This window comes from Aliiroseovarius sp. YM-037 (genome assembly GCF_048060095.1).
Lineage (GTDB): Bacteria > Pseudomonadota > Alphaproteobacteria > Rhodobacterales > Rhodobacteraceae > JBLUOA01.
The window spans coordinates 841040-863742 of the sequence record NZ_JBLUOA010000001.1 but is presented as its reverse complement, the minus strand read 5'-3'; the positions used below and the strand labels follow the sequence as shown (position 1 = coordinate 863742).

Here is a 22703-nt window from a genome sequence, read left to right as displayed (position 1 = left end):
CGCGAAACCACTCGCCTTTCGGAAAATCTTGAAAGTCCTTCAACCGAACTCGTAATATCTTTTCTTGCCAGATGGACGAATTGCCGCTTTCCTAAGTGAAACGGGGATCGCGCGAACTGCTTTACGTCGCATCGGGCACGCGCAAACGGGAGAAACCTCCCACAAACAGAAAGCGACACTGGACATCACATGAACCGGATCACGTTTCTATTGAACGGAGACTCCGTCTGTCTGACCGACGTATCACCGACGACCACGCTGCTTGATTGGCTCCGCGAAGTGCGGGGGCTAACCGGCACGAAAGAAGGCTGCAACGAAGGCGATTGCGGCGCCTGCACCGTGATGGTGACGGACGACAAAGGCGCGCGGGCCTTGAACGCCTGCATCCTGTTCTTGCCACAGCTTGACGGGAAAGCCGTGCGAACCGTCGAAGGCATCGGCGGGCCGGACGGCACGCTTCACCCGGTACAGCAGGCGATGATCGACCACCACGGATCGCAATGCGGGTTCTGCACGCCGGGCTTTGTCGTGTCGATGGCAACCTCACACCGGAACGGCCGCACGGACCATGATGACGAACTGGCCGGGAACCTATGCCGTTGCACTGGCTATACGCCGATCATCCGGGCCGCCAAAGCGGCGGAGCCTGCCCCGGTGCCGAAATGGGTCAAGGACAAAGCCCCCGGCAGCGATGGGGGGGAGCCGACGCTGCTCCAAAGCAGTGATGAGCTTGCCGCGTGGTATGAGGCGCACCCGGACGCCACCCTGATCGGCGGGGCCACTGATGTGGGGCTTTGGGTGACAAAGCAGCTGCGCGATCTTGATGAGGTCGCGTTCCTTCACGGCGTCAAAGACCTCGCCCAGATTGAGGTAACGGATGACACGATCCGCATCGGCGCGGGCGTCACGCTGACAGATTTGCTGCCCGTGATGGCGGAGCACCATCCATCGTTTGCAGAGATGATCCGCCGCTACGGGTCTGTGCAGGTGCGCAATGCCGCGACCATTGGCGGGAACATCGCCAACGGCTCGCCCATTGGCGACAGCCCACCCGCGCTGATCGCGCTGGGCGCAACGCTTCATCTGCGCAAAGGGGACACGCGGCGCACCATGCCGCTTGAGGATTTCTTTATCGACTACGGCAAACAAGACCGCACACCCGGCGAATTTGTTGAGGCGGTCACGATCCCGCGTCAGCCTGACAATCTGCAATGCTATAAACTGTCCAAGCGCTTCGATCAGGACATTTCCGCCGTGTGCGGGTGTTTCAACGTCACTGTTGAAGACGGCACAGTCACCGCCGCCCGGATCGCGTTTGGCGGCATGGCCGGAACACCAAAACAGGCCGACGCGGTTGAGGCCGCGCTGATCGGCCAGCCGTGGACCGATGCGACGATTGCCGAAGCAACCAAGGCCTTCGCCAAGGACTACACCCCGATGAGCGATATGCGCGCCTCCGCTGACTACCGCCTCGCCGCCGCAAAAAACATGCTGGCGCGGTATTTCCGAGCGACGCAAGGCGGTGCGACCACCGTGCTGGAGGTCGCACCATGAGCGTTACGACCCCCCTGCCCCATGATGCGGCAAAGCTGCACGTCACCGGCCAAGCCCGCTATATTGACGACATCCCGACGCCCGCCAACGCGCTCCACCTCGCCTTCGGCCTGTCAGAGATCGCGCATGGCCGGATCACAGCGATTGATCTGTCCGATGTGGCTGCGTCGGATGGCGTGGTTGCGGTGATGACGGCAGACGATCTGCCCGCCGAAAACGATGTCTCACCGTCGATCCACGATGAACCGCTGCTGGCGGATGACATCGTGCATTACGTGGGCCAGCCGATCTTTCTGGTCGTCGCGACAAGCCATCTCGCGGCACGTCACGCCGCTCGGCGGGCAAAGATCACCTATGACGAACAGCCCGCCCTTCTGTCGATCGACGCCGCGATGGAGGCGAACAGCCGCTTTGAAGGCGGCCCGCGCATCTACGAAAAGGGCGATGCGGCCAAGGCGATCAAAGAATCCGACCACCAGATAGACGGCGTGATCGAAATCGGCGGGCAGGAACATTTCTATCTGGAAGGGCAAGCCGCGCTCGTCTTTCCGCAGGAAGGCGGCGATATGCTCGTCCATTCCTCAACCCAGCACCCGACCGAGATTCAGCACAAGGTAGCAGAGTCGCTCGGCCTGCCAATGCACGCGGTCCGGGTTGAGACTCGGCGCATGGGCGGCGGCTTTGGTGGCAAGGAAAGCCAAGGCAACGCGCTGGCCGTGGCCTGCGCCGTGGCGGCCCACAAGACCGGCAAGCCGTGCAAAATGCGCTATGACCGCGACGATGACATGGTGATCACCGGCAAGCGGCATGATTTTCGGATCAGCTACCGGGTCGGCTTTGACGATGACGGGCGTGTCCAGGGCATCGACTTTCTTCAACTGACCCGCTGCGGCTGGGCGCTTGACCTTAGCTTGCCGGTCGCCGACCGTGCGATGCTGCACGCGGACAACGCCTATCACCTGCCGAATGCCCGGATCGAAAGCCATCGCCTGCGGACTAATACGCAATCCGCCACCGCCTTTCGCGGGTTTGGCGGGCCGCAGGGGATGCTTGGCATCGAACGGGTGATGGATCATATCGCGGCGCATCTGGGCCGCGATCCGCTGGACGTGCGGCAGGCGAATTTCTATGCCGATGCGCCGGAAGAAACTGCCGTGTGTTCGCTCCGGACGACTCCGTATCATCAGGAAGTCGATGATTGCGCGATCAATGCGATGGTGGATCGGCTGGTTGAAACGTCCGACTATCGCACCCGCCGCGCGGCGGTCGAACAATGGAACGATGACCACGCAACGCTGAAACGTGGGATCGCCCTCACCCCGGTCAAATTCGGAATCAGCTTTACGCTGACCCATCTGAACCAAGCGGGCGCGTTGGTGCATGTGTATCAGGACGGCTCCGTCCACCTGAACCACGGCGGAACGGAAATGGGGCAAGGCCTGTTCCAGAAAGTCGCGCAGGTCGCGGCAAGCGGGTTTGGCGTTCCGCTTGAGATGATCAAGATCACCGCGACCGACACGGCGAAGGTGCCGAACACGTCGGCCACCGCGGCCTCGTCCGGGTCTGACCTGAACGGCATGGCAGTCAAAAACGCTTGCGACATGATCCGGCGACGGCTTGCCGATCACGTCGCAGAACGGCACCAGATCGCCCCGCAAGAAGTTCGGTTTGCCGATGGCAACGTCATCGCGGGCGGCGAAAGCTACACCTTCGCCGAGGTCGCGAAATCCGCATATGAAAACCGGATCAGCCTGTCGGCAGCGGGGTTCTACAAGACGCCCGATATCAAATGGGATCGGATCAAGGGTGAAGGGCGGCCATTCTACTACTTCGCCTACGGCGCGTCGGTGTCCGAGGTCGTCGTCGACACCCTGACCGGCGAATATCGCATCCTCAGAACCGACATCCTGCACGATGCCGGGCGATCGCTGAACCCATCGCTTGACATCGGTCAGATCGAAGGCGGGTTCGTGCAAGGCGCAGGCTGGCTGACCACCGAAGAACTCGTGTGGGACGACAAGGGCCGCCTCCGCACTCACGCGCCATCCACCTACAAGATCCCGGCCTGTTCAGATCGACCGGATGTTTTCAATGTCACGCTTTGGGACTCGCCGAACCGGGAAAACACGATCTATCGGTCCAAGGCTGTCGGCGAACCTCCGTTGATGCATGGCAATTCGGTGTTCCTTGCGCTGTCGGACGCGATTGCGGCCTGCGGCGACGGATCGACCTACGTCGCGCTCGACGCGCCGGCCACGGCAGAGCGTGTGCTTGCCGCAATCACCCGCCAGAAGGGCGCATCATGAGCTTTGACATCGCCCAGCTAAGGCGTGAGGTCGCGCAACATGGGCGAGTCTGCCGGATCGTGATTATTGACGCCAAGGGCTCCGTCCCCCGTGACACTGGCGTTGAAATGCGCGTTTGGGCCAATGGACAATCCGGCACAATCGGCGGCGGCGTGCTTGAGTATGAGGCGACGCAGGATGCCCGCGCCCTATTGACTGCAGAACAATCGCGCACGCTGCGCAAACAACCGCTCGGCCCCGCGCTGGGGCAATGCTGCGGCGGGGCCGTAACCGTGCTTTGGGAGGTGTTTGATGCGCAAACGCTCCCTGATTTTGCGGCATCGGACACGGCCTACATGCGCAAGGTCGCGGCGGACGCGGCCAGTGCACCGCCGACCGCTATGATCAACGCAGTCAATCGCGGGCTTCACCACACAATCTGGGCCGACGGCTGGCTCGCCGAACCGCTGACGCCTGCGCCAGTACCAGTGTGGATATACGGGGCCGGGCATGTCGGACGGGCCGTCGCGGCGACCCTTTCGCCCCTGCCCGATATCGCGGTGACGCTGATCGACACGCAGGCCGACCGCTTCCCCGATCCGCTGCCGGTCGGGGTGACGCCCGCGATCAGCGCCCGGCCTGCGGACATTGCCCACCACGCGCCGCAAACGGCGCACCACCTTATCATGACCTATAGCCATACATTCGACCTGGAACTCTGCCACGCCCTGCTGGGGCATCATTTTGCCAGCGTCGGTCTGATCGGCTCCGCAACCAAATGGGCGCGTTTTCAAAGTCGCCTGCGCGGGTTTGGCCACACCAAAGACCAGATCAACCGGATCACCTGCCCGATCGGCGAACCCAACCTTGGCAAGCATCCACAGGAAATCGCCATCGGAGTCGCCCGTGCGCTGCTGCTTGACCGGGCCGACATGACAGCCAGAAGTGAGATCGCATCGTGACCGAAAACGCCCCTGCCTTGCTGACTGTCGAAGGGCTTCGAAAGGCCTATCCGGGCGTCGTCGCCAATGACGATGTGTCCTTCACCGTCGCGGAGGGCGAGGTGCACGCGCTGCTCGGCGAAAACGGCGCGGGGAAATCGACGCTCGTCAAAATGATCTACGGATTGGTGCGCCCGGATGCAGGGCGCATGACGCTTCGCGGTGCGCCTTATGAACCGCAGGAACCCCGCGCGGCCCGAGCCTCTGGCGTTGCGATGGTGTTTCAGCATTTTTCGCTGTTCGACGCGTTGAACGTGGCGGAGAATATCGCGCTTGGCATGGAAAACCCACCGGTTTTGCGCGAACTCGCGCAGCGTATCCGCGATGTGAGCGAGGCGTATGGCCTCCCCCTTGACCCCGACCGGATGGTCGGCAACCTATCCGCCGGGGAACGGCAGCGGGTGGAGATTATTCGCTGTCTTTTGCAAGACCCGAAACTGCTAATCATGGACGAACCGACCAGTGTTCTGACCCCGCAAGAGGTTGAAATTCTGTTCAAAACCCTGCGCAAACTCAGCGCCGAAGGCACGGCGATCCTCTATATCTCGCACAAGCTTGAGGAAATTCGCACGCTGTGCGACAGCGCGACGATTTTGCGCCTGGGGAAGGTTATCGAATCCTGCAACCCCCGCGAGAAATCGGCCCGTGAGCTGGCAGAGATGATGGTCGGCCAAACGCTGCACGTTCCCGAACGGGCGGCGCGCGAATTCGGCGACGTGGTGCTTGAAGTCAGCGGCCTGTCGATGACCCCGGCGACGCCGTTCGGGACGGTCCTGAAGGACATCAGCTTTTCAGTCCGCTCCGGCGAGGTGCTGGGGATCGGCGGCGTCGCCGGCAATGGTCAGGACGAACTGCTTTCGGCCCTGTCCGGCGAAACACGCGGGTCGGGAACCGAAGTTCGGGTGAACGGCACCCCGGTCGGCGCGCTCGGCCCCAATGAACGCCGCCGCCTTGCGATCCTCGCCGCGCCCGAAGAACGGCTTGGCCACGCGGCGGCCCCTGACATGAGCCTGACCGAAAACGCCCTGCTGACCGGGGCGATCCGCGAAAACCTGACGAACCGTGGGTTCCTCGACTGGAAAGCCGTGCGCGGATTTGCCGAGCGTGTGATTGAGGCATTCGACGTCCGCACCCCCGGCCCCGGCAATGCGGCGCGGGCGCTTTCGGGTGGCAACCTTCAAAAATTCGTCGTCGGGCGCGAGGTGCTACAACGCCCCGATGTTCTGATCGTGAACCAGCCGACTTGGGGCGTCGACGCCTCTGCCGCCGCAGCGATCCGGCAATCGCTGCTTGATCTGACGACCGAGGGCGCGGCCGTCATCGTCATCAGTCAGGATCTCGACGAACTCATGGAAATTTCGGACCAGTTCGCGGTGCTGAACGAAGGACGGCTCAGCGCCCCACGTCCCGCACAAGGGCTGACGGTCGAAGAAATCGGCCTGATGATGGGCGGCGCGCATGACATGGAGGTGGTCGCATGATCCGGCTGGAAAAACGACCACAGCCCTCGCAATTCTGGACTTACCTGACCCCGATCCTAGCCGTTATCCTGACGATGATCGCGGGCGGGCTGCTGTTTGCCCTGCTTGGCAAACCGCCGTTTGAGGCGATCCGAACGATTTTCTGGGATCCGCTGTTCAGCGAATTCGCGTGGTATTATCGTCCTCAGCTACTTGTGAAGGCAGCCCCGCTGGTGCTGATCGGCATCGGCCTAAGCCTCGGCTTTCGCGCGGGCATCTGGAACATCGGGGCGGAGGGGCAATATATCCTTGGCGCGATCTTTGGCGCGGGGGTTGGCCTTGCGTTTTACCCCAATGATTATTGGTTTATCTTCCCGTTGATGGTTCTTGCGGGGGCGTTCGGGGGGTTCCTTTGGGCGATGATCCCAGCAGTTCTGAAAACGAAATTCGGAACGAATGAAATCCTCGTGTCGCTGATGCTCGTCTACGTGGCTGAGCATATTTTGTCGTCAGTATCCTTCGGATTGCTGCGAAACCCCGAGGGGCGCGGCTTTCCGGGGTCGCGGAACCTGCAACAATATGAACCAGCATCGAACCCCGAACTGATCGCCGGAAGCGGCGTGCATTGGGGGGTTATAGCCGCGCTGATCGCCGTCGTCGCTGCTTACATCCTGCTGAACCGACACATCCTCGGCTACCAGATCAGGCTAACCGGACAGGCGCCCCGCGCCGCACGGTTTGCAGGCGTTCGCCCTAACCTGCTGGTACTGGTCTGCATGGGCATTTCCGGCGGGCTGGCCGGGGTCGCTGGTTTATTTGAGGTGGCAGGGCCGATGGGTCAGATCAGCGTCGATTTCAATCAGGGGCTTGGCTTCACCGCGATTATCGTTGCGTTTCTCGGGCGGCTGCACCCCGTTGGCATCCTGTTCGCCGGGTTGTTGCTGGCGCTTACGTCGGTCGGCGGTGAGATCGCACAATCAAATCTTGGCCTTCCCGCTGCGTCGATCAAGGCGTTTCAGGGGATGTTGCTGTTCTCAATCCTCGCGATGGACGTGTTGTCAAACTTCCGCGTCCGCATCGGCAAGACGGAGGCCGCGTAATGGACCTGTCAGCAATCAATCCGGTCGTCCTTGTCGCATCGCTCATGGTGGCGTCGACCCCAATCCTGCTTGCCGCGATTGGCGAGCTTGTGGTCGAAAAATCCGGCGTTCTGAACCTGGGCGTCGAAGGGATGATGATCGTCGGCGCGATCTGCGGCTTTGCCATCGCCGTTGAAACGCAAAGTCCCTTCGTTGGCTTTATCGCGGCAGCGTTGGGCGGGGCGTTGTTATCGCTATTGTTTGGTATTTTGACCCAAGTGCTGCTGGCAAACCAAGTGGCGACGGGACTTGCGTTGACGCTGTTCGGCTTGGGGCTGTCAGCGATGCTCGGCCAAAGTTACAGCGGGTTGAAGCCACCCGCGACGCTCAGGATCGACTTACCGGTTTTGTCGGATATCCCGGTTCTCGGCCAGATCCTCTTCCGCCATGATCCGATGGTCTATGTATCGCTCATGCTGATCGTTCTCGTCTGGGCGGGCTTGAAATACACTCGCATCGGATTGGTGGTTCGGGCCGTCGGGGAAAACCACGAAGCCGCCCACGCGCTTGGCTACAAGGTCGTCCGTATCCGGTTGCTCGCCATCATGTTCGGCGGTGCCTGCGCCGGGCTTGGCGGGGCATATCTGTCGCTGATCCGGGTACCGCAGTGGACCGAGGGGATGACCGCCGGTGCGGGCTGGATCGCGCTTGCCATCGTCGTCTTTGCCAGTTGGAAACCGTGGCGCGTGCTGCTTGGCGCCTATCTGTTCGGCGGCGTTTCGGTCCTGCAATTGAACCTGCAAGCGGCAGGTGTCGATATCCCGATCGAGTATCTGTCGATGTCGCCCTACGTCATCACGATTGTCGTTCTTGTCATCATGTCCGCCGACCGGCGAAAGGCCGCACTGAACGCGCCTGCGTCGCTTGGCAAAGTCTTTCACGCGACAAGTTAGGGAGGAGACAAACAACACCCGCGCATATCAAAAACAATCCGTGCTATTTCTTGTGCCGGGAATCGGCGGCTTGGCGGCTGTCACTGGAATTACAGCCTTGCCGGACTTGAAGACCACGATAAAACCACGAAAGAAAAACAGAAACTGAAACTCGTCAAATGGGGAAATTTGGAATGAAACCTTTGAAATCACTACTCGCCGGGGCGGCGCTCGCGCTTGGGCTGGCCAGCGGCGCATCTGCGCAAGACCCAGTGAAAGTCGGCTTTGTCTATGTCGGCCCTATCGGGGACGGCGGCTGGACCTATCACCACGATCAAGGACGCCTTGCTGTCGAAGAGCATTTCGGCGACGCCGTGGAAACCACATTCGTTGAAAGTGTGCCCGAAGGTGCCGATGCGGAGCGTGTGCTGACCCAAATGGCGCTGTCCGGCCACGATCTGATCTTTACGACGTCCTTCGGTTATATGGACCCGACAATCAACGTGGCGGCCAAGTTCCCGGACGTCATGTTCGAACATGCGACAGGCTACAAATCTGCGCCGAATGTCTCGACCTACTCCGCCCGCTTCTACGAAGGCCGCGCGGTGATGGGCCACCTTGCCGGCAATATGACCGAAAGCAACAAGATAGGATATATCGCATCCTTCCCGATCCCCGAGGTTATCCGCGGCATCAACTCCTCTTTCCTGCACGCGCGCAAGGTGAACCCTGATGTCGAAATGAAGGTGATCTGGGTTTACACGTGGTTTGACCCGGCGAAAGAGGCTGACGCGGCGACCGCACTGATCGAACAAGGTGTGGACGTCATCTTCGCGCATACGGACTCCACTGCGCCGCTGGCGAAACTGGAAGAGGTTGGCGGATACGGCTTCGGTCAGGCCGCGGACATGGAGCAATACGCACCGAAACCGCGGCTGAGTTCGATCATCGACGACTGGGCACCCTACTATATCGAGCGCGTTCAGGCGATCGTTGATGGCAACTGGGAAAGCGTGAATACGTGGGACGGCATCGGCCCCGGCATGGTTGCTATCGGTGAGTTCAGCGAAGAGATCCCGGAAGAGGTCCGCGCCGAAGCACAGGCGATGGTCGACGCGATTGCAGCGGGTGAATACCACCCGTTCACCGGGCCAATCAACAAGCAGGACGGCTCCGTCTGGCTTGCAGAGGGCGAAGTGGCCGACGACGGCACGCTTGCCGGAATGGATTTCTACATCGAGGGGATCGAGGGCGACATTCCCAACTGATCCTACGATTTCGTTGCAAAAAAAAGGCCCCCGGAGCAATCCGGGGGTCTTCGTCGTCTTGGGGGGATGGCTTTCATTATCTGTTTCTATTCAGATGTCATTTTATCTTTGCAGGAAGCTCTCATTCGCCTCGGATGAGTTGGAATTGGGAGCGAGGTTGCTTCGCAAAAATGCACAGGTGAGCGATTTATTCCTCAATTTAGTGCGCTGGGGTGTGCAAGCCTATTTCTTCGACTTGCAACACCGCCGTTCATGGGCGAAGACAGGGGACAACAGCGAAGGATGTGCCAATGGGCCTGCCCGTTCGGGATCAATTGAAATACTGGGGATTGGCCGCCGCTGTCTTCTTTGTGCTGCTCTGGTTTCTGGGCGACGTGATCCTGCCTTTCCTGCTGGGCGGGGCGATTGCCTATTTCCTCGACCCCGTCGCCGATCGGCTGGAAGAGATGGGCGCCTCGCGCGTCGCGGCGACGCTGATCATTACGGTTGCCGCCATTCTGATCTTTGTTTTGATGGCCCTGCTGATCGTGCCGACATTGGTCCGGCAAACAATCGACCTGGTCGATTCCGCCCCCCAGCTGTTCCAAAATCTCCAGTCTTTCTTGAACGAGCGCATACCATCGCTAATGGACGAGGATTCGACGATCCGCCAAACGCTGTCGTCCTTGGGTGAAACCATCCAGTCGAAAGGCGGAGAGTTTCTGAACACCGCGCTAACCTCAGCGATGAGCCTGATCAACGTATTGGTCCTGCTGGTGATCGTGCCGGTCGTCGCCTTCTATCTGCTGATGGATTGGGACCGGATGATCACCAAGATTGATGAGCTTCTGCCTCGCGATCATGCACCGGTGATCCGACAGTTAGCGACCGACATCGACAAGACGCTTGCATCCTTTATCCGTGGTCAGGGCACGGTCTGTCTGATCCTCGGCACGTTCTACGCTGTTGCGCTTATCCTCATCGGGCTGAACTACGGCTTGGTTGCGGGCTTCGTAGCTGGCCTGCTGACTTTCATCCCGTACGTGGGCGCGATTGTGGGCGGGGCGCTCGCCATCGGGCTTGCTCTGTTCCAGTTCTGGGGTGAGTGGTGGCAGATCGGCGTTGTGGCCGGAATCTTCGCATTTGGGCAGGTGATGGAGGGCAACGTGCTGACCCCCAAACTGGTCGGGTCGTCCGTCGGGCTGCATCCAGTCTGGCTGATTTTTGCGCTGTCGGCGTTTGGCACGTTGTTCGGATTTGTCGGTATGCTCGTCGCTGTTCCGGTCGCGGCATCCCTGGGCGTGATCATGCGGTTCATAACTGCGCGATACGAGAACAGCCTATTGTATCACGGTCTGACCCGGACCAGCGCGGACGAAACAGAAGACTGACCCATGCCGCAACAACTGACCTTTGATCTACCGGCCAAACCCGCGCTGGGGCAGGAGGATTTCTTTGTCTCAAGCGCCAACGCTATCGCAGTCTCAACGCTTGAGGCGTGGCAGGACTGGCCCAGCCGCAAAATGGTACTGACCGGTGCCGCAGGGTCGGGCAAAACCCACCTCGCGCATGTTTGGGCGATTGAGGCCAACGCGCGCGTCGTCGACGCCCAGTCCCTGCCGACAGAGGATATCAGCGCATTCGCCGCGCAATCCGTCGCCGTCGAAGATATCGACCGGGTAGCAGGAAACGCGGCGGCAGAGGAAGCGCTGTTTCACCTTCACAATCTGACGATTGCCAACGGCCACAGCCTGCTGCTGACCACGCGGGTCGCGCCGACAGCCTTGCAGATCACCCTGCCGGACCTCGCAAGCCGAATGCAGGGAACAGCCGTTGTCGCGCTCGACGCGCCGGACGATGCGCTGCTGACCGCCGTGATGCTTAAATTGTTCTCGGATCGACAATTGCAAATCAATCCGGCGGTGATCGACTTTCTGATCAAGCGGATTGAACGCAGCTTTGTGGCCCTGCAAACGGTTGTCGAGCAACTTGACAAGGCCGCGCTGTCCAAGCGGCAGGCCATTACCGTCCCACTCGCCACCCGTGTTCTGGACAATTTGGACGGTGACAGCGCATAACTGTCATTCAAGTTTCACATTCGGAACCGATAAGCCGCCCATGACCGCCGCCAACTTCCTTAAAGCGCCCTTCGTCGATCCAGTTGAGATCGCCGACCTCGACACGACCGGGCCGGGCCGGTTCTTTAACCGAGAGCTGAGCTGGCTCGCGTTCAACTGGCGTGTGCTGGAAGAGGCGCAGAACCCCCGCGTGCCGTTGCTTGAACGGGTGCGGTTCCTTTCGATCTCTGCCACCAACCTGGATGAGTTCTACACGGTCCGCGTCGCGGGCCTGCGGGAACTGGCGCTTGCCGGCAACACGACACCGGCTGCCGATGGCCTGACCCCGGTTGAGCAGTTGGCCCTCATCAACAAGGATGCCCGCGCCCTGATGGAGCGGCAGCAGGACACCTGGGACGAACTGCACAAGGAACTGCTGTCCGAAGGGATCCAGATAGAAGACCGATCGAGCCTTGGTGAAGAAGACAAGACCTACCTGGCGGATCTGTTCCTGTCGCAGGTCTTTCCGGTCCTGTCCCCGCTTGCCATCGATCCGGCGCACCCGTTCCCCTTCATCCCGAACACCGGCTTCGCGCTCGCCCTTCAGCTTGAGCGCAAGAGCGACAAGCGGCCGCTGCAGGCGCTGCTGCCGATCCCGCATCAGATTGACCGGTTCGTGTCGCTCCCCTCGGTCGATGGCCGCGAACGTTTCCTGCCGCTTGAGGAATTGCTGCTTCTGCACCTCGAACAGCTTTTCCCCGGCTACAAGACCAAGGGCAGTTGTTCCTTCCGTGTCCTGCGCGACAGCGACCTGGAGGTCGAGGATGAGGCCGAAGACCTCGTTCGCGAATTCGAGGTCGCGCTGAAACGGCGGCGGCGGGGACAGGTCATACGATTGAAGATTTCGGCCGGCGCGCCTGAACGGTTGCGGTCGCTGATTATGGAACAACTTCCGGCGACCGAAGAAGAAGTGATCGAGATCGAAGGCATGATCGGCGTTGCGGACCTCGCCGAATTGGTGCTCGACCACCGCCCCGATCTGCTCTGGCCGTCCTTCACGCCACGGGTGCCCGAGCGGGTGCAGGACCATGACGGCGATATGTTCGCCGCGATCCGCCAGAAAGATATGCTGCTGCATCACCCTTATGAGACCTTCGATATGGTCGTCCGGTTTCTGCAGCAGGCCGCGCGCGATCCGAATGTCGTCGCGATCAAGCAAACACTTTACCGCACCAGCCGCGACAGCCCGATTGTCGAAGCGCTGTGCGAAGCCGCCGAGGCCGGGAAGTCCGTCACCGCACTTGTTGAGCTAAAGGCACGCTTTGACGAGGCTGCCAACATCCGCCAGTCGCGCCACCTTGAACGGGCCGGGGCGCATGTCGTTTATGGCTTCATCAACTACAAGACTCACGCCAAAATCTCGACCGTTGTGCGGCGCGAGGGCGACCAGCTTGTCACCTATACCCACTATGGCACGGGCAACTACCACCCGATCACCGCTCGGATTTACACGGACCTTAGCCTGTTCACATGCGATCCGGCACTGGGCCGGGACGCGACCAAGGTGTTCAACTATCTTTCGGGCTACGCCCAGCCCGAGGTGTTGGAGAACCTGTCGATCTCACCGTTGACGCTGAAATCGACCCTGCTCAACATGATCGACGCCGAGGCGGAGCACGCCAGAAACGGGCGCCCGGCGGAAATCTGGTGCAAGATGAACGCCATCATCGAATCCGACGTGATCGACGCGCTATATGCAGCGAGCCAGGCGGGGGTAAAAATCAACCTCGTCGTGCGCGGTATCTGCGGGCTTCGGCCGGGTATCAAGGGGCTTAGCGAAAACATCCGGGTCAAGTCCATCGTCGGGCGGTTTCTGGAACACTCTCGGATTGTTTGTTTCGGCAACGGGCACGGCCTGCCGGCAAAGAAGGCACGGGTCTACATCTCGTCCGCCGACTGGATGGGCCGCAACTTGAACCGGCGTGTCGAAACGCTGGTCGAAATCACGAACCCGACCGTCAAGGCGCAGATCGTCAGTCAGATCATGGCGGCCAACCTCGCAGACGAAGCGCAGACATGGGTGATGGCCCCCGACGGCAGCTTTACCCGGCCCGAGATCGCAGAGGACGCGCGCCCGTTCAACTGCCACCGGTTCTTCATGGAAAACCCGTCACTGTCGGGTCGTGGATCGGCGGGCGCGTCGGACGTGCCGCAACTGACGCATTCTTATGACGATTGACCCACACACCGCCTGCGCTACAAGGTGACGCGAAACCAAGGCCGAGGGGATACCATGGACGGACAAGAAGACCCTGCCCGCGACGACTGGGGATTTTTTGGACGGGCAATCTTCGAAGACCCCTCTGCCCGCGCACTGTCCCGCGTCGGCGTCGTCGACATCGGGTCGAACTCCGTCCGGTTGGTCGTCTTTGACGGCGCGGCAAGAAGCCCGGCCTATTTCTTCAACGAAAAGATCATGTGTGCGCTTGGTGCCGGCTTGTCCGACACCGGACACCTGAACCCTGAAGGGCGGGTCCGGGCGCTGTCCGCGATCCGGCGTTTTCAGGCGCTCGCTGACGGTATGGGCCTGGCCCCGCTGACCGCCGTCGCCACCGCGGCCGTCCGTGAGGCCAGCGACGGGCGCGATTTTTGCGACGAGGTTGAGCGCGAAACCGGCCTTAGGATCTACGTGATCGACGGCCGGGAAGAAGCGCGACTGTCTGCGCAGGGCGTCCTGCTGGGCTGGCCAACAGCGCGGGGGCTGGTCTGCGACATCGGCGGATCGTCAATGGAGTTGGCGCAGGTAGGCGACGGAGACGTCGGCCAGCGCATCACGTCACAGCTCGGCCCGCTGAAGCTGAAGGATGTGAAAGGCGGCAAAAAAGGACTGAAGGCCTACATCGACGCGGAGCTTGACGCGCTGCACGATGCCATCCCGTTTGACGGCAGCCGCCTTTTTCTTGTTGGGGGGTCGTGGCGGGCGATTGCGCGGCTCGACATGCTTCGGCGCGGCTATCCGCTGACCGTTCTTCACGAATACCGCATGACGCCGAAATCGGTGATGCAGACGGTGAAATGGATCGCGGAAAACGATCTTGATGAATTGCGTGGGCGCACTGGCACGTCCTCTGCGCGGATGTCGCTGGTGCCCGAAGCCAGCCTTGTGCTGAAACAGCTCGTCCGTCGGTTCAAGCCGCGCGACATTGCGGTGTCATCCTACGGCATCCGCGAAGGGATGCTGTATGAGCAGATGCCAAGCCGCCTGCGCCGCCGCGATCCGCTGATCGAAGCGTGCCGGTTTGCCGAAGCTAAAGACGCGCGTTTGCCGGGTTGCGGCAAGGCGTTGTTCAACTTTATCCTGCCGCTTTACAAGTCCGCCAAGCCCGAGCGGTTGAGGCTGATAAAGGCGGCGTGCCTGCTACATGACGTGACATGGCGCGCGCATCCCGACTACCGGGCCGAGGTGTGCTTTGACAATGCGACCCGCGCCAATCTGGGCGGTCTACGGCACCGGGAACGGGTATTCCTTGGGCTGGCGCTGCTGCATCGCTATAAGAACAACCGCTCCGACACGCGGTTTGAGCCTTTGTTCGCGTTGCTGTCCGACAAAGAAATCGCGGATGCCGAAGTGCTGGGCAAAGCCATGCGCTTTGGCGCAATGCTGTCGATTGGCGATCCGGATGAGATGGCCGAGATGCGCTATTTTCCGAAAAAACAGAAGCTCGACCTGATCTTGCGCCGCCGTGCGCAAGCGTTGTTCGGCGAAGTCGCGCAAGCGCGGCTCGAGTCGCTGGCGCAGGCGTTGGGGGCTGAGGCCGATGTGCGCGTGAAGCGCGTGAAGGACTAGAGCTCGATTTCACCTTCGCCGGGGGCATCGTTTTCCAGCGGTGTTTTGCGACGAATGATGATGTCCCCGTTCGGCAGACGTTCGGGCATGTGATAATCGGTCATATCCCCGATCATCCCCTGCAATTCACGCATCGCGGGGCCCATGTTTTCGGCGAAACCCTGCAAATCCTCCATCGCCGGCTCCATCTCTTCCATCAGACCGCGCAGCAGGATTTTCGCGCCCTCTTCCAGCAGACTGAAGCCTTCTTGCATGTCTTCTTTGCCGTCACTAGCCGTCTCAGCGGACACCGGAACAGCAAGCAGCACAGCGCTTAGCGATATGGCAGCGAATGTCTTCATAGAGCTAATATACGCCTCGAAACCCCCATTTCAAAGGTCACAGGTCAATATCTATCGTCACCGGGAAGTGGTCAGAGGCGATCAGCAACGCCTCGCGCAGTTCTGGCGTTTGGTAGCAGGCGAGGTCTTCGAACGGGTGCCAGATGCGCCATTTCGGGTTTAGCGCGTTCAAATCGGACGACACCATGATGTAGTCAAGCAAGGCCGAGAGGTAGCGTTTTTCCGTGTGGATATAGAACCGCGACGTGACCGGCATCGCGCCAACGCGGCGGGTCAGCGCCATGCGCGCGTGTGGGTCGTGCAACCGCTCTGCCGTGCCTTCGCCCAGCACGACCTCAACCCCGGACCGGCCGAACAGGTTTTCGTATTCGTCAAGGCCGGGGCCATCGTTGAAATCGCCGACGACCATCACGGATTCCCCAGCCGCCAAGTGCCCCTCAACCCGTTTTCTGATCCACACGCACTGAGCCAATTGCTTGCGGCGGTTTTCAATCGAAATCCGCATCGCTTCATCCTTGCCGCGCGCGCCGTGCGGCGCCTTGGATTTCGCGTGGACCCCGATCAGGCGCAGCTTGTTGCCGCTGGCCGTCGTCACGTCCAACTCCAACGGGGGTTTTGAAAAGACGACCCGGTCCGCCATCGCGTCAATGTCGAGGTCGACGTTGAAAACGCCGTCAAACCGGGGGGCGTCGCGCGCGCCTTTCTTGCCAGTTTCTTCCCCTTGCGGATCATGCACCGCGGTCAGTTTTTCGGGATCATAGAGCAACGCAATTTCCTGCTGCGTGTCGTTGGCAAAACCGATTACTGCACGATTGGTCCGCAGATCGTAACGCCGCGCAAAATTTTCCAGTGCCCGCACTGTCGATCGCTTGCCGTTGTCGTCCGGCGCTTCGATTATCATGACTGCGTCGGCGTCCATCGCGGTAAAAACGATGCCAAGCGCCTCAAGCTGTTCGCGCCGTTTCACGTCATAGCGCGACGACCACTCCAGATCCTCCAGCGGATGGCCTGCGTCATCGAACAACGCGTTGAACCATTCGACATTATACGTCGCGATCCGCATTCTGGCTGATCTCCTCCCACGCCCGGTTAATCGCCACCATACGGCTTTCGGCGATTTTTACAGCCTCTTCCGGCAGACCACGGGCCATCATTCGATCAGGATGGGTTTCGCGCACCAGATCGCGCCAGACGCGGCGGATGTCTTCCATGCTCATGTCCGGGGTGACGCCCAGCACATCATAGGGGTTCGGCGCTGCATCGGCCACGAACCGGGCGCGCAGGCTGCGAAACTGGTTCTTTTCGATGCCAAAAATCTCGGCCACACGGGCGAGGAAGTCGTTTTCGTTCGGGTGGTATTCCCCGTCGGCAATCGCGATGTGAAACAGCCCTTCGATCAGGAAGGTGAGGGAGTCATCGCCCGCCGCGAACATCTGGCTGATGCGGGTTGCGTATTCTTCAAAACCCGCGACGTCCTGACGGGCCATGTTGAACACCCGCGCGGCTTGCGCTTCGTCCTCGGGCCGGATCAGGAACACTTCACGAAAAGCAGTGACCTCATCGCGCGTCACCTGCCCGTCCGCCTTCGCCATCTTAGCGCCAAGCGCAATGACGGCGATGGTAAAGCCGACCGACCGTTCCGGCGCGGTGCGTAGACGGTCGAACACCTCGGTCAGGCTTTCACCCGCCGTCAGTGCAGAAAGCGCATCCGCTATGCGTGTCCAGATCGACATAACATACCCTTTTTACACAGCATCTTGCGGTCGACGAGGGTCAAAGATGCTTTTGCAGCAGCACAAGGTCAAGCCAACGGCCAAATTTCCACCCGACCTCGGACAGCCGCGCGACGACGATGTAGCCGACGCTTTCGTGAAATGCGACCCCCGCCGGATTGTCCGCCGAAACCCCTGCAAAAATCGTGTGTGCGCCGATGGAGCGCGCGTGATCCTCAATCTCTGTCATCAGCGCACGCCCGATGCCGCGCCCCTTCGCCTCAGGCGCAAGGTAGACGGAATGCTCCATGCACCGCGCATAGCCCGCACCACCGCGAAACTGGCTGTAATAGGCGAACCCGACAACCGCGCCCGACACCTCTGCAACCAGAAAGGCAAAGCCCGCATCCGCCTTTTCGATCAGCATCGCCCGCACATCGGCCTCTGACTTTTCAACGCTGTTGAACGTCGTAGCCGAGTTCCGGATTTCCGGGTTCCAGATCGCGAGGATCGTCGGGATGTCGTCTTCGGTTGCGCGGCGAATTTTCATCGAAGACTCCGGGGGCCGTTAGGTGTGTCAAATTCTGCCCATATTGAAGGTTCACCTTCAACGATCCGCAACCGGTCATCTTGCAATAGCGGGTTTAGCGCGTCTTTCAGCGCATTTGCGTTCGGATGCGCGACCTCAAACCGTTTCAGCGTGCAGCCTGACTGGGTCAGGCGTTCCGCCGGATGGGCGGCGCCCTCCCACTCAATCAAGGCCGGGTAGAAGCCGTCGAACGGCAATTTCCCATCCTCCGGCACGGCCATCTGCCACCGCAGATCACCGCGTGTCAGGGCGATGGGAACGCCGGTGCCGTCAGGCGACGCCGCAACCGCCGCCGTCAGGTCATCCGTCCGCGCGATCCAATTGGTCAGGCGCGGGCGGCCCTCGAAGCTATTCAGCCCAAACCACCGGGCACGATCGGGCTTCGGCGCGTCGGGGTCAATCGCGATGACTTCCAGATAAAGCCCATTCGCCAGCCCCAGCAGCCGGTTATGCGTGCCCATCAGGGGATGATTACCGCCATCTTGCAACCGCACGCCAAGCGCTTCTTCGACATAGGTCGTACCCGCGTCAAGCGTTTCGGCGGAAACCGCGAAGTGATCCAGTGACAGCATATTTTACCCTCGGTCAGACTGATCGCACTATCTAACCGACTCCGCCGAATTGCCAGTAGAAGATCAGACCACCAACACCCAAAGCGTGCATAGCGCGGCCAGCACCGTCGGGTAGAACCCCGCCGCAAAGCCGAAGCCCCTGAGCGGCGGGGAGATGTGGTAGCCGATCCAGAACAGCAGTCGGGTGATTGCGAAACCGAATCCCAGAAGCGAAATCAGGTCGATGCCGAGCGTCCCCGCAGCAATCGGCCAGATGCAAAGCGCCAGCACCACTTGCTCAACCGTGTTGATCAGAACGCGCTGGTCGATGTCCGCGCCCGATCCGGAGGCGAACGGTTCGCCATCAATGATCGCGTCGTCGAAGAACCGTCGCTGCGCCAGCCGCCCGATCAGGGCAAGCAGGATCAGACCGGCGGGGAAAAAGGCAAACACGGTCGCTTCGGCCAGCGGATTCAAATCTTTCGGGGTGGTAACACCGGACGATCTGGTGCCAAGCCACAAAATCCCGACCGCCCAGACCATCCCAGCGGCCATCCCGATCAGGATTTTGGGGCGCTTGTTCATCCCCGCGCTTCCCGGATCAGACGCAGGATGTCTTGGGCCGCGACTGGGATATTGGTGCCGGGTCCAAAAATAGCCTTCACGCCGCTTTTATAAAGAAAATCATAATCTTGTTGCGGAATGACGCCACCACAGATCACGATAATATCCTCGGCCCCCGCGTCTTTCAGCGCCTGCACCAGCTTCGGGGCGAGGGTTTTGTGCCCCGCCGCCTGCGACGAAATCCCGATCACGTGGACGTCGTTATCAACGGCATCCTGCGCGGCCTCTTCCGGCGTCTGGAACAATGGGCCGACATCGACGTCAAACCCGATATCCGCAAACGCCGTCGCGATTACTTTCGCGCCCCGGTCGTGCCCGTCCTGCCCCATCTTGACGACAAGCATCCGCGGGCGGCGCCCTTCATCCTCCGCGAAGGCTTCTACCGATTTCTGGATCGCGGCAAAGCCTTCGTCGCCCTCATAGGCCGCGCCGTAGACTCCGGCGAGCGTTTTTACCTCGGCCCGGTGGCGGCCAAATTCATCTTCCATAGCCATGCTGATTTCCCCTACGCTTGCCCGTGCCCGCGCGGCTTCGACCGCCGCTTCTAGCAGATTGCCGCCTTCTTTCGCCCGCCGCCGCAGTTCGGCAAGGGCCGCATCGCAGGCCGCCTGATCGCGGCTTCCGCGCATCTTTTCCAGCCGCGCAATCTGGCTTTTGCGGACCTTCGCATTGTCGATGTCGAGAATGTCGAGGTCGTCTTCCTTCTCAAGCCGATACTTGTTGACGCCGACGATCACCTCTTCCTTGCGGTCGATCATCGCCTGCCGCCGCGCGGCGCTTTCCTCGATCCGCAGCTTTGGCATGCCAGATTCGACGGCCTTGGTCATGCCGCCCAGTTCCTCGACCTCCTCCATCAACGCCCAGGCTTTTTCGGCCAGTTCAGCGGTAAGGCTTTCAACGTAGTAACTGCCCGCCAGCGGATCGACGACATTGGTGATGCCGGTTTCTTCCTGAAGGATAAGCTGCGTATTCCTCGCGATCCGGGCGGAAAATTCCGTTGGCAGGGCAATCGCCTCGTCCAGCGCGTTGGTGTGCAGCGACTGCGTGCCGCCGAGTGCGGCTGCCATTGCCTCATAAGCGGTGCGCACCACGTTGTTGTAGGGGTCTTGTTCGGCGAGGCTGACGCCGGATGTCTGGCAGTGGGTGCGCAGCATCATGGAACGGGGGTTCTTCGGCTCAAACTCCTCCATCACGCGATGCCAGAGCAAGCGTGCGGCCCGCAGCTTGGCCGCCTCCATGAAGAAGTTCATGCCAATCGCAAAGAAGAAGCTGAGCCGCCCGGCGAATTTGTCCACATCCATGCCCCGCGCGATAGCCGCCCGCACGTATTCGCGACCATCGGCGAGTGTGTAGGCCAGCTCTTGCACGAGGTTCGCGCCCGCCTCCTGCATGTGATAGCCGGAGATTGAGATTGAATTGAACTTCGGCATCTCGTTCGACGTATATTCGATGATATCCGCGATAATCCGCATCGACGGTTCGGGCGGATAAACATAGGTATTCCGCACCATAAACTCCTTCAGAATGTCGTTCTGGATCGTGCCGGAAAGGACGGCGCGGTCATGGCCCTGCTCCTCCCCCGTCACGATGAAATTCGCGAGGATCGGGATCACGGCGCCGTTCATCGTCATGGAAACTGACACTTTATCCAGCGGGATGCCGTCGAACAGGATTTTCATATCCTCAACGCTATCGATCGCGACGCCAGCCTTGCCCACGTCCCCTTCGACGCGCGGGTGATCGCTGTCATACCCCCGGTGCGTCGCAAGGTCGAAGGCAACGGAAACCCCTTGCTGGCCGGCGGCAAGTGCCTTGCGGTAGAAGGCGTTGCTTTCCTCGGCGGTCGAAAACCCGGCATATTGGCGGATCGTCCACGGACGCCCGGCATACATCGTCGCCTTGACGCCCCGCGTGAATGGCCCCTGCCCCGGAATCGTGCCGAGGTGATCCAGTTCCTTCGTATCCTCCGCCGTATAAAGCGGCTTGACGTCAATGCCTTCCAAAGTGTGCCATGTCAGATCATCGAGCGTCCGGTTGCGCAGCTCCTTTTCCGCCAAGTCCGCCCACGCTTTTCTTGCATCCGTCATCGTCTAGTCCTCTTTCTTGTCATCCTGCGGCGCGACATCAAACGCGCCCTTCTGAACGTGCCAATTGCCACGCAGATTTTTCTTTTTCAGCCAAAGTCTTAGAAACGCCGGGAAAAGCGATTATATTCATCAGGACAGGAGATCCGATGAAGCCACTATTTCCCATATTTACATGTATTTTTTTGGGCCTCAGCGCCCAAGCGCAGACGGCACCGGCCCTTGATGCAAAGGACGCGTCCGAAGTGACGCTGTCCGATCTCCAATGGATCGCGCGGCCCGTTGTGGTGTTCGCGGACACCCCAGCCGACCCACGGTTCCAGCAGCAGTTGGGCCTTCTGACCGACCGGCCAGAAGAGCTGGCGGAGCGCGATGTCGTCGTGATTGTCGATACCGACCCCAGCGCCATGTCAGAACTGCGGACAGAGCTTCGCCCCCGTGGTTTTATGCTGGTTTTGATCGGCAAGGACGGTAACGTGTATCTGCGCAAACCATTCCCGTGGGACGTGCGCGAATTGACGCGGAGCATAGACAAAATGCCGCTGCGACAGCAGGAAATAAGGGATCGCCGCGCCCTGCGCGAATGACCTGATGGCTTGTTTCGCGCGACCCTATACCCTATATTAAGGGCAAGGCAGGTACAGTTTACCTGCTTCGATATGGAGACGATCATGTCCAAAGACACATATACTCCTATTCCTGTGACCGGCCGGACAGGTCCGCGCCCCGGTTACTGAAACCTGCACGTTTCGTCTGTGCGGCCTCTTGGGCCGTCTTTTTCCCTTTTTTCGCAAAGACATCGATCATGAACAGCGCGTGATTGCCGAAGGCAAACGCCTGTTTTTTCATCTCGATGTAATCTGAATAGACAGCCGTGCGCCGCGCAGGCGACAGACCCTTGAACGCCTCGCCCCGCATGTCGTTCACGATGGCCGAAATCGCGCCCAACTGGCTGTAATAGGCAACGACCGGATCAATACTGGTTCGGGGCAGAATATGTATGTCTTCGATAATCGCCTGATAGACCCGATCATTGCTTTCATGCGGGATGAACGGAACGAAACGCGGATCGCTTTCCATCCGTTCGACAAAGGCCAGTTTGTGCGCTTCCAGCGTTTCTTCATCGCCGAGGTTTGCGAGGTGCGCGCCGATTTCTGCAAACAGCGCACGATGCACGTCGCGCAGACGTTCGCGGCGCAGTTTGGCGGCGCGATGCCGGTTTCCGATCCCATTCACGATCCAACCTACAGCAACGAACGCCCCGGCGACAAACGCCTGATGGACCCGTGGGTCAAGGCTCGCGAACCATGTTATCACTCCGCTCATATCCTGACCCCGCC

20 protein-coding genes are annotated in these 22703 nt (G+C 60.4%); 12 read left to right on the top strand and 8 right to left on the bottom strand.

What is annotated here, in order from left to right; all coding sequences use genetic code 11:
• The first annotated feature begins 189 nt into the window (after positions 1-189).
• From ACEWPJ_RS04170 to ACEWPJ_RS04120, 11 genes are all read left to right on the top strand, one after another.
• The gene (locus ACEWPJ_RS04170; protein WP_416511127.1) at positions 190-1554 is read left to right on the top strand and encodes a xanthine dehydrogenase small subunit; all 1365 of its coding nucleotides are present in this window, start codon (positions 190-192) and stop codon (positions 1552-1554) included.
• Entirely contained in the window at positions 1551-3860 is a 2310-nt protein-coding gene (gene xdhB, locus ACEWPJ_RS04165) for a xanthine dehydrogenase molybdopterin binding subunit (protein WP_416511125.1), read from the top strand. Before ACEWPJ_RS04170 ends, xdhB begins: the two co-directional genes overlap by 4 nt.
• On the top strand, positions 3857-4801 hold the full coding sequence (gene xdhC / locus ACEWPJ_RS04160) for a xanthine dehydrogenase accessory protein XdhC (RefSeq protein WP_416511123.1): 945 nt from the start codon (positions 3857-3859) through the stop codon (positions 4799-4801). The genes xdhB and xdhC overlap by 4 nt, the downstream gene beginning before the upstream one ends.
• Positions 4798-6321 (top strand): ABC transporter ATP-binding protein, encoded by a 1524-nt coding sequence (locus ACEWPJ_RS04155; RefSeq protein WP_416511121.1) that lies wholly within the window; start codon positions 4798-4800, stop codon positions 6319-6321. The genes xdhC and ACEWPJ_RS04155 overlap by 4 nt, the downstream gene beginning before the upstream one ends.
• Positions 6318-7400 (top strand): ABC transporter permease, encoded by a 1083-nt coding sequence (locus ACEWPJ_RS04150; protein ID WP_416511120.1) that lies wholly within the window; start codon positions 6318-6320, stop codon positions 7398-7400. Before ACEWPJ_RS04155 ends, ACEWPJ_RS04150 begins: the two co-directional genes overlap by 4 nt.
• Positions 7400-8332, top strand: a complete 933-nt coding sequence (locus tag ACEWPJ_RS04145) for an ABC transporter permease (RefSeq protein ID WP_416511119.1) — start codon at positions 7400-7402, stop codon at positions 8330-8332. Before ACEWPJ_RS04150 ends, ACEWPJ_RS04145 begins: the two co-directional genes overlap by 1 nt.
• Before the next feature lie 173 nt (positions 8333-8505).
• Positions 8506-9579: a BMP family ABC transporter substrate-binding protein gene (locus tag ACEWPJ_RS04140; protein WP_416511118.1), complete on the top strand. Its 1074-nt coding sequence runs from the start codon at positions 8506-8508 to the stop codon at positions 9577-9579.
• Positions 9580-9869: 290 nt separating this feature from the next.
• Entirely contained in the window at positions 9870-10949 is a 1080-nt protein-coding gene (locus ACEWPJ_RS04135; protein WP_416511117.1) for an AI-2E family transporter, read from the top strand.
• A gap of 3 nt (positions 10950-10952) precedes the next feature.
• The gene (locus tag ACEWPJ_RS04130; RefSeq protein WP_416511115.1) at positions 10953-11636 is read left to right on the top strand and encodes an HdaA/DnaA family protein; all 684 of its coding nucleotides are present in this window, start codon (positions 10953-10955) and stop codon (positions 11634-11636) included.
• Between the two features lie 40 nt (positions 11637-11676).
• Positions 11677-13854, top strand: coding sequence for an RNA degradosome polyphosphate kinase (locus tag ACEWPJ_RS04125; RefSeq protein ID WP_416511113.1), 2178 nt, complete (start codon positions 11677-11679; stop codon positions 13852-13854).
• Positions 13855-13908: 54 nt separating this feature from the next.
• On the top strand, positions 13909-15462 hold the full coding sequence (locus tag ACEWPJ_RS04120) for a Ppx/GppA family phosphatase (RefSeq protein WP_416511112.1): 1554 nt from the start codon (positions 13909-13911) through the stop codon (positions 15460-15462).
• Here the strand turns inward: ACEWPJ_RS04120 and ACEWPJ_RS04115 are convergent.
• The 7 genes from ACEWPJ_RS04115 to scpA all read right to left on the bottom strand — a co-directional run bounded on the left by ACEWPJ_RS04115 (position 15459) and on the right by scpA (position 21366).
• Positions 15459-15803, bottom strand: a complete 345-nt coding sequence (locus ACEWPJ_RS04115) for a hypothetical protein (RefSeq protein WP_416511111.1) — start codon at positions 15801-15803, stop codon at positions 15459-15461. The two genes, ACEWPJ_RS04120 and ACEWPJ_RS04115, sit on opposite strands and share 4 nt — an antisense overlap.
• Positions 15804-15840: 37 nt before the next feature.
• Positions 15841-16866 (bottom strand): endonuclease/exonuclease/phosphatase family protein, encoded by a 1026-nt coding sequence (locus ACEWPJ_RS04110; RefSeq protein WP_416511109.1) that lies wholly within the window; start codon positions 16864-16866, stop codon positions 15841-15843.
• A complete protein-coding gene (locus ACEWPJ_RS04105; RefSeq protein WP_416511107.1) occupies positions 16847-17536 on the bottom strand; it encodes a TerB family tellurite resistance protein in 690 nt (229 codons plus the stop codon). Before ACEWPJ_RS04105 ends, ACEWPJ_RS04110 begins: the two co-directional genes overlap by 20 nt.
• A gap of 40 nt (positions 17537-17576) precedes the next feature.
• On the bottom strand, positions 17577-18065 hold the full coding sequence (locus ACEWPJ_RS04100) for a GNAT family N-acetyltransferase (RefSeq protein ID WP_416511104.1): 489 nt from the start codon (positions 18063-18065) through the stop codon (positions 17577-17579).
• Complete coding sequence (locus tag ACEWPJ_RS04095; RefSeq protein ID WP_416511103.1) at positions 18062-18676, bottom strand: VOC family protein; 615 nt, start codon at positions 18674-18676, stop codon at positions 18062-18064. Before ACEWPJ_RS04095 ends, ACEWPJ_RS04100 begins: the two co-directional genes overlap by 4 nt.
• Positions 18677-18739: 63 nt before the next feature.
• Positions 18740-19240 carry an MAPEG family protein gene (locus tag ACEWPJ_RS04090; protein WP_416511102.1) on the bottom strand — a complete coding sequence of 167 codons (501 nt, stop codon included), beginning with the start codon at positions 19238-19240 and terminating at the stop codon, positions 18740-18742.
• Positions 19237-21366 (bottom strand): methylmalonyl-CoA mutase, encoded by a 2130-nt coding sequence (gene scpA / locus ACEWPJ_RS04085; RefSeq protein ID WP_416511100.1) that lies wholly within the window; start codon positions 21364-21366, stop codon positions 19237-19239. The genes ACEWPJ_RS04090 and scpA overlap by 4 nt, the downstream gene beginning before the upstream one ends.
• 146 nt (positions 21367-21512) lie before the next feature.
• Between scpA and ACEWPJ_RS04080 the strand changes: the two genes are divergently transcribed.
• Entirely contained in the window at positions 21513-21950 is a 438-nt protein-coding gene (locus tag ACEWPJ_RS04080; RefSeq protein WP_416511099.1) for a DUF4174 domain-containing protein, read from the top strand.
• Positions 21951-22056: 106 nt separating this feature from the next.
• Here ACEWPJ_RS04080 and ACEWPJ_RS04075 read toward each other — a convergent pair whose 3' ends face one another.
• Positions 22057-22689, bottom strand: a complete 633-nt coding sequence (locus tag ACEWPJ_RS04075) for a hypothetical protein (protein ID WP_416511097.1) — start codon at positions 22687-22689, stop codon at positions 22057-22059.
• Between the last annotated feature and the right edge of the window lie 14 nt (positions 22690-22703).

Bases quoted from the DNA above. Each gene is read 5' to 3' on its own strand.
- ACEWPJ_RS04170 (WP_416511127.1), top strand. From the start codon at position 190: ATGAACCGGATCACGTTTCTATTGAACGGAGACTCCGTCTGTCTGACC.
- xdhB (WP_416511125.1), top strand. From the start codon at position 1,551: ATGAGCGTTACGACCCCCCTGCCCCATGATGCGGCAAAGCTGCACGTC.
- xdhC (WP_416511123.1), top strand. From the start codon at position 3,857: ATGAGCTTTGACATCGCCCAGCTAAGGCGTGAGGTCGCGCAACATGGG.
- ACEWPJ_RS04150 (WP_416511120.1), top strand. From the start codon at position 6,318: ATGATCCGGCTGGAAAAACGACCACAGCCCTCGCAATTCTGGACTTAC.
- ACEWPJ_RS04145 (WP_416511119.1), top strand. From the start codon at position 7,400: ATGGACCTGTCAGCAATCAATCCGGTCGTCCTTGTCGCATCGCTCATG.
- ACEWPJ_RS04140 (WP_416511118.1), top strand. From the start codon at position 8,506: ATGAAACCTTTGAAATCACTACTCGCCGGGGCGGCGCTCGCGCTTGGG.
- ACEWPJ_RS04135 (WP_416511117.1), top strand. From the start codon at position 9,870: ATGGGCCTGCCCGTTCGGGATCAATTGAAATACTGGGGATTGGCCGCC.
- ACEWPJ_RS04130 (WP_416511115.1), top strand. From the start codon at position 10,953: ATGCCGCAACAACTGACCTTTGATCTACCGGCCAAACCCGCGCTGGGG.
- ACEWPJ_RS04125 (WP_416511113.1), top strand. From the start codon at position 11,677: ATGACCGCCGCCAACTTCCTTAAAGCGCCCTTCGTCGATCCAGTTGAG.
- ACEWPJ_RS04120 (WP_416511112.1), top strand. From the start codon at position 13,909: ATGGACGGACAAGAAGACCCTGCCCGCGACGACTGGGGATTTTTTGGA.
- ACEWPJ_RS04115 (WP_416511111.1), bottom strand. From the start codon at position 15,803: ATGAAGACATTCGCTGCCATATCGCTAAGCGCTGTGCTGCTTGCTGTT.
- ACEWPJ_RS04110 (WP_416511109.1), bottom strand. From the start codon at position 16,866: ATGCGGATCGCGACGTATAATGTCGAATGGTTCAACGCGTTGTTCGAT.
- ACEWPJ_RS04105 (WP_416511107.1), bottom strand. From the start codon at position 17,536: ATGTCGATCTGGACACGCATAGCGGATGCGCTTTCTGCACTGACGGCG.
- ACEWPJ_RS04100 (WP_416511104.1), bottom strand. From the start codon at position 18,065: ATGAAAATTCGCCGCGCAACCGAAGACGACATCCCGACGATCCTCGCG.
- ACEWPJ_RS04095 (WP_416511103.1), bottom strand. From the start codon at position 18,676: ATGCTGTCACTGGATCACTTCGCGGTTTCCGCCGAAACGCTTGACGCG.
- ACEWPJ_RS04090 (WP_416511102.1), bottom strand. From the start codon at position 19,240: ATGAACAAGCGCCCCAAAATCCTGATCGGGATGGCCGCTGGGATGGTC.
- scpA (WP_416511100.1), bottom strand. From the start codon at position 21,366: ATGACGGATGCAAGAAAAGCGTGGGCGGACTTGGCGGAAAAGGAGCTG.
- ACEWPJ_RS04080 (WP_416511099.1), top strand. From the start codon at position 21,513: ATGAAGCCACTATTTCCCATATTTACATGTATTTTTTTGGGCCTCAGC.
- ACEWPJ_RS04075 (WP_416511097.1), bottom strand. From the start codon at position 22,689: ATGAGCGGAGTGATAACATGGTTCGCGAGCCTTGACCCACGGGTCCAT.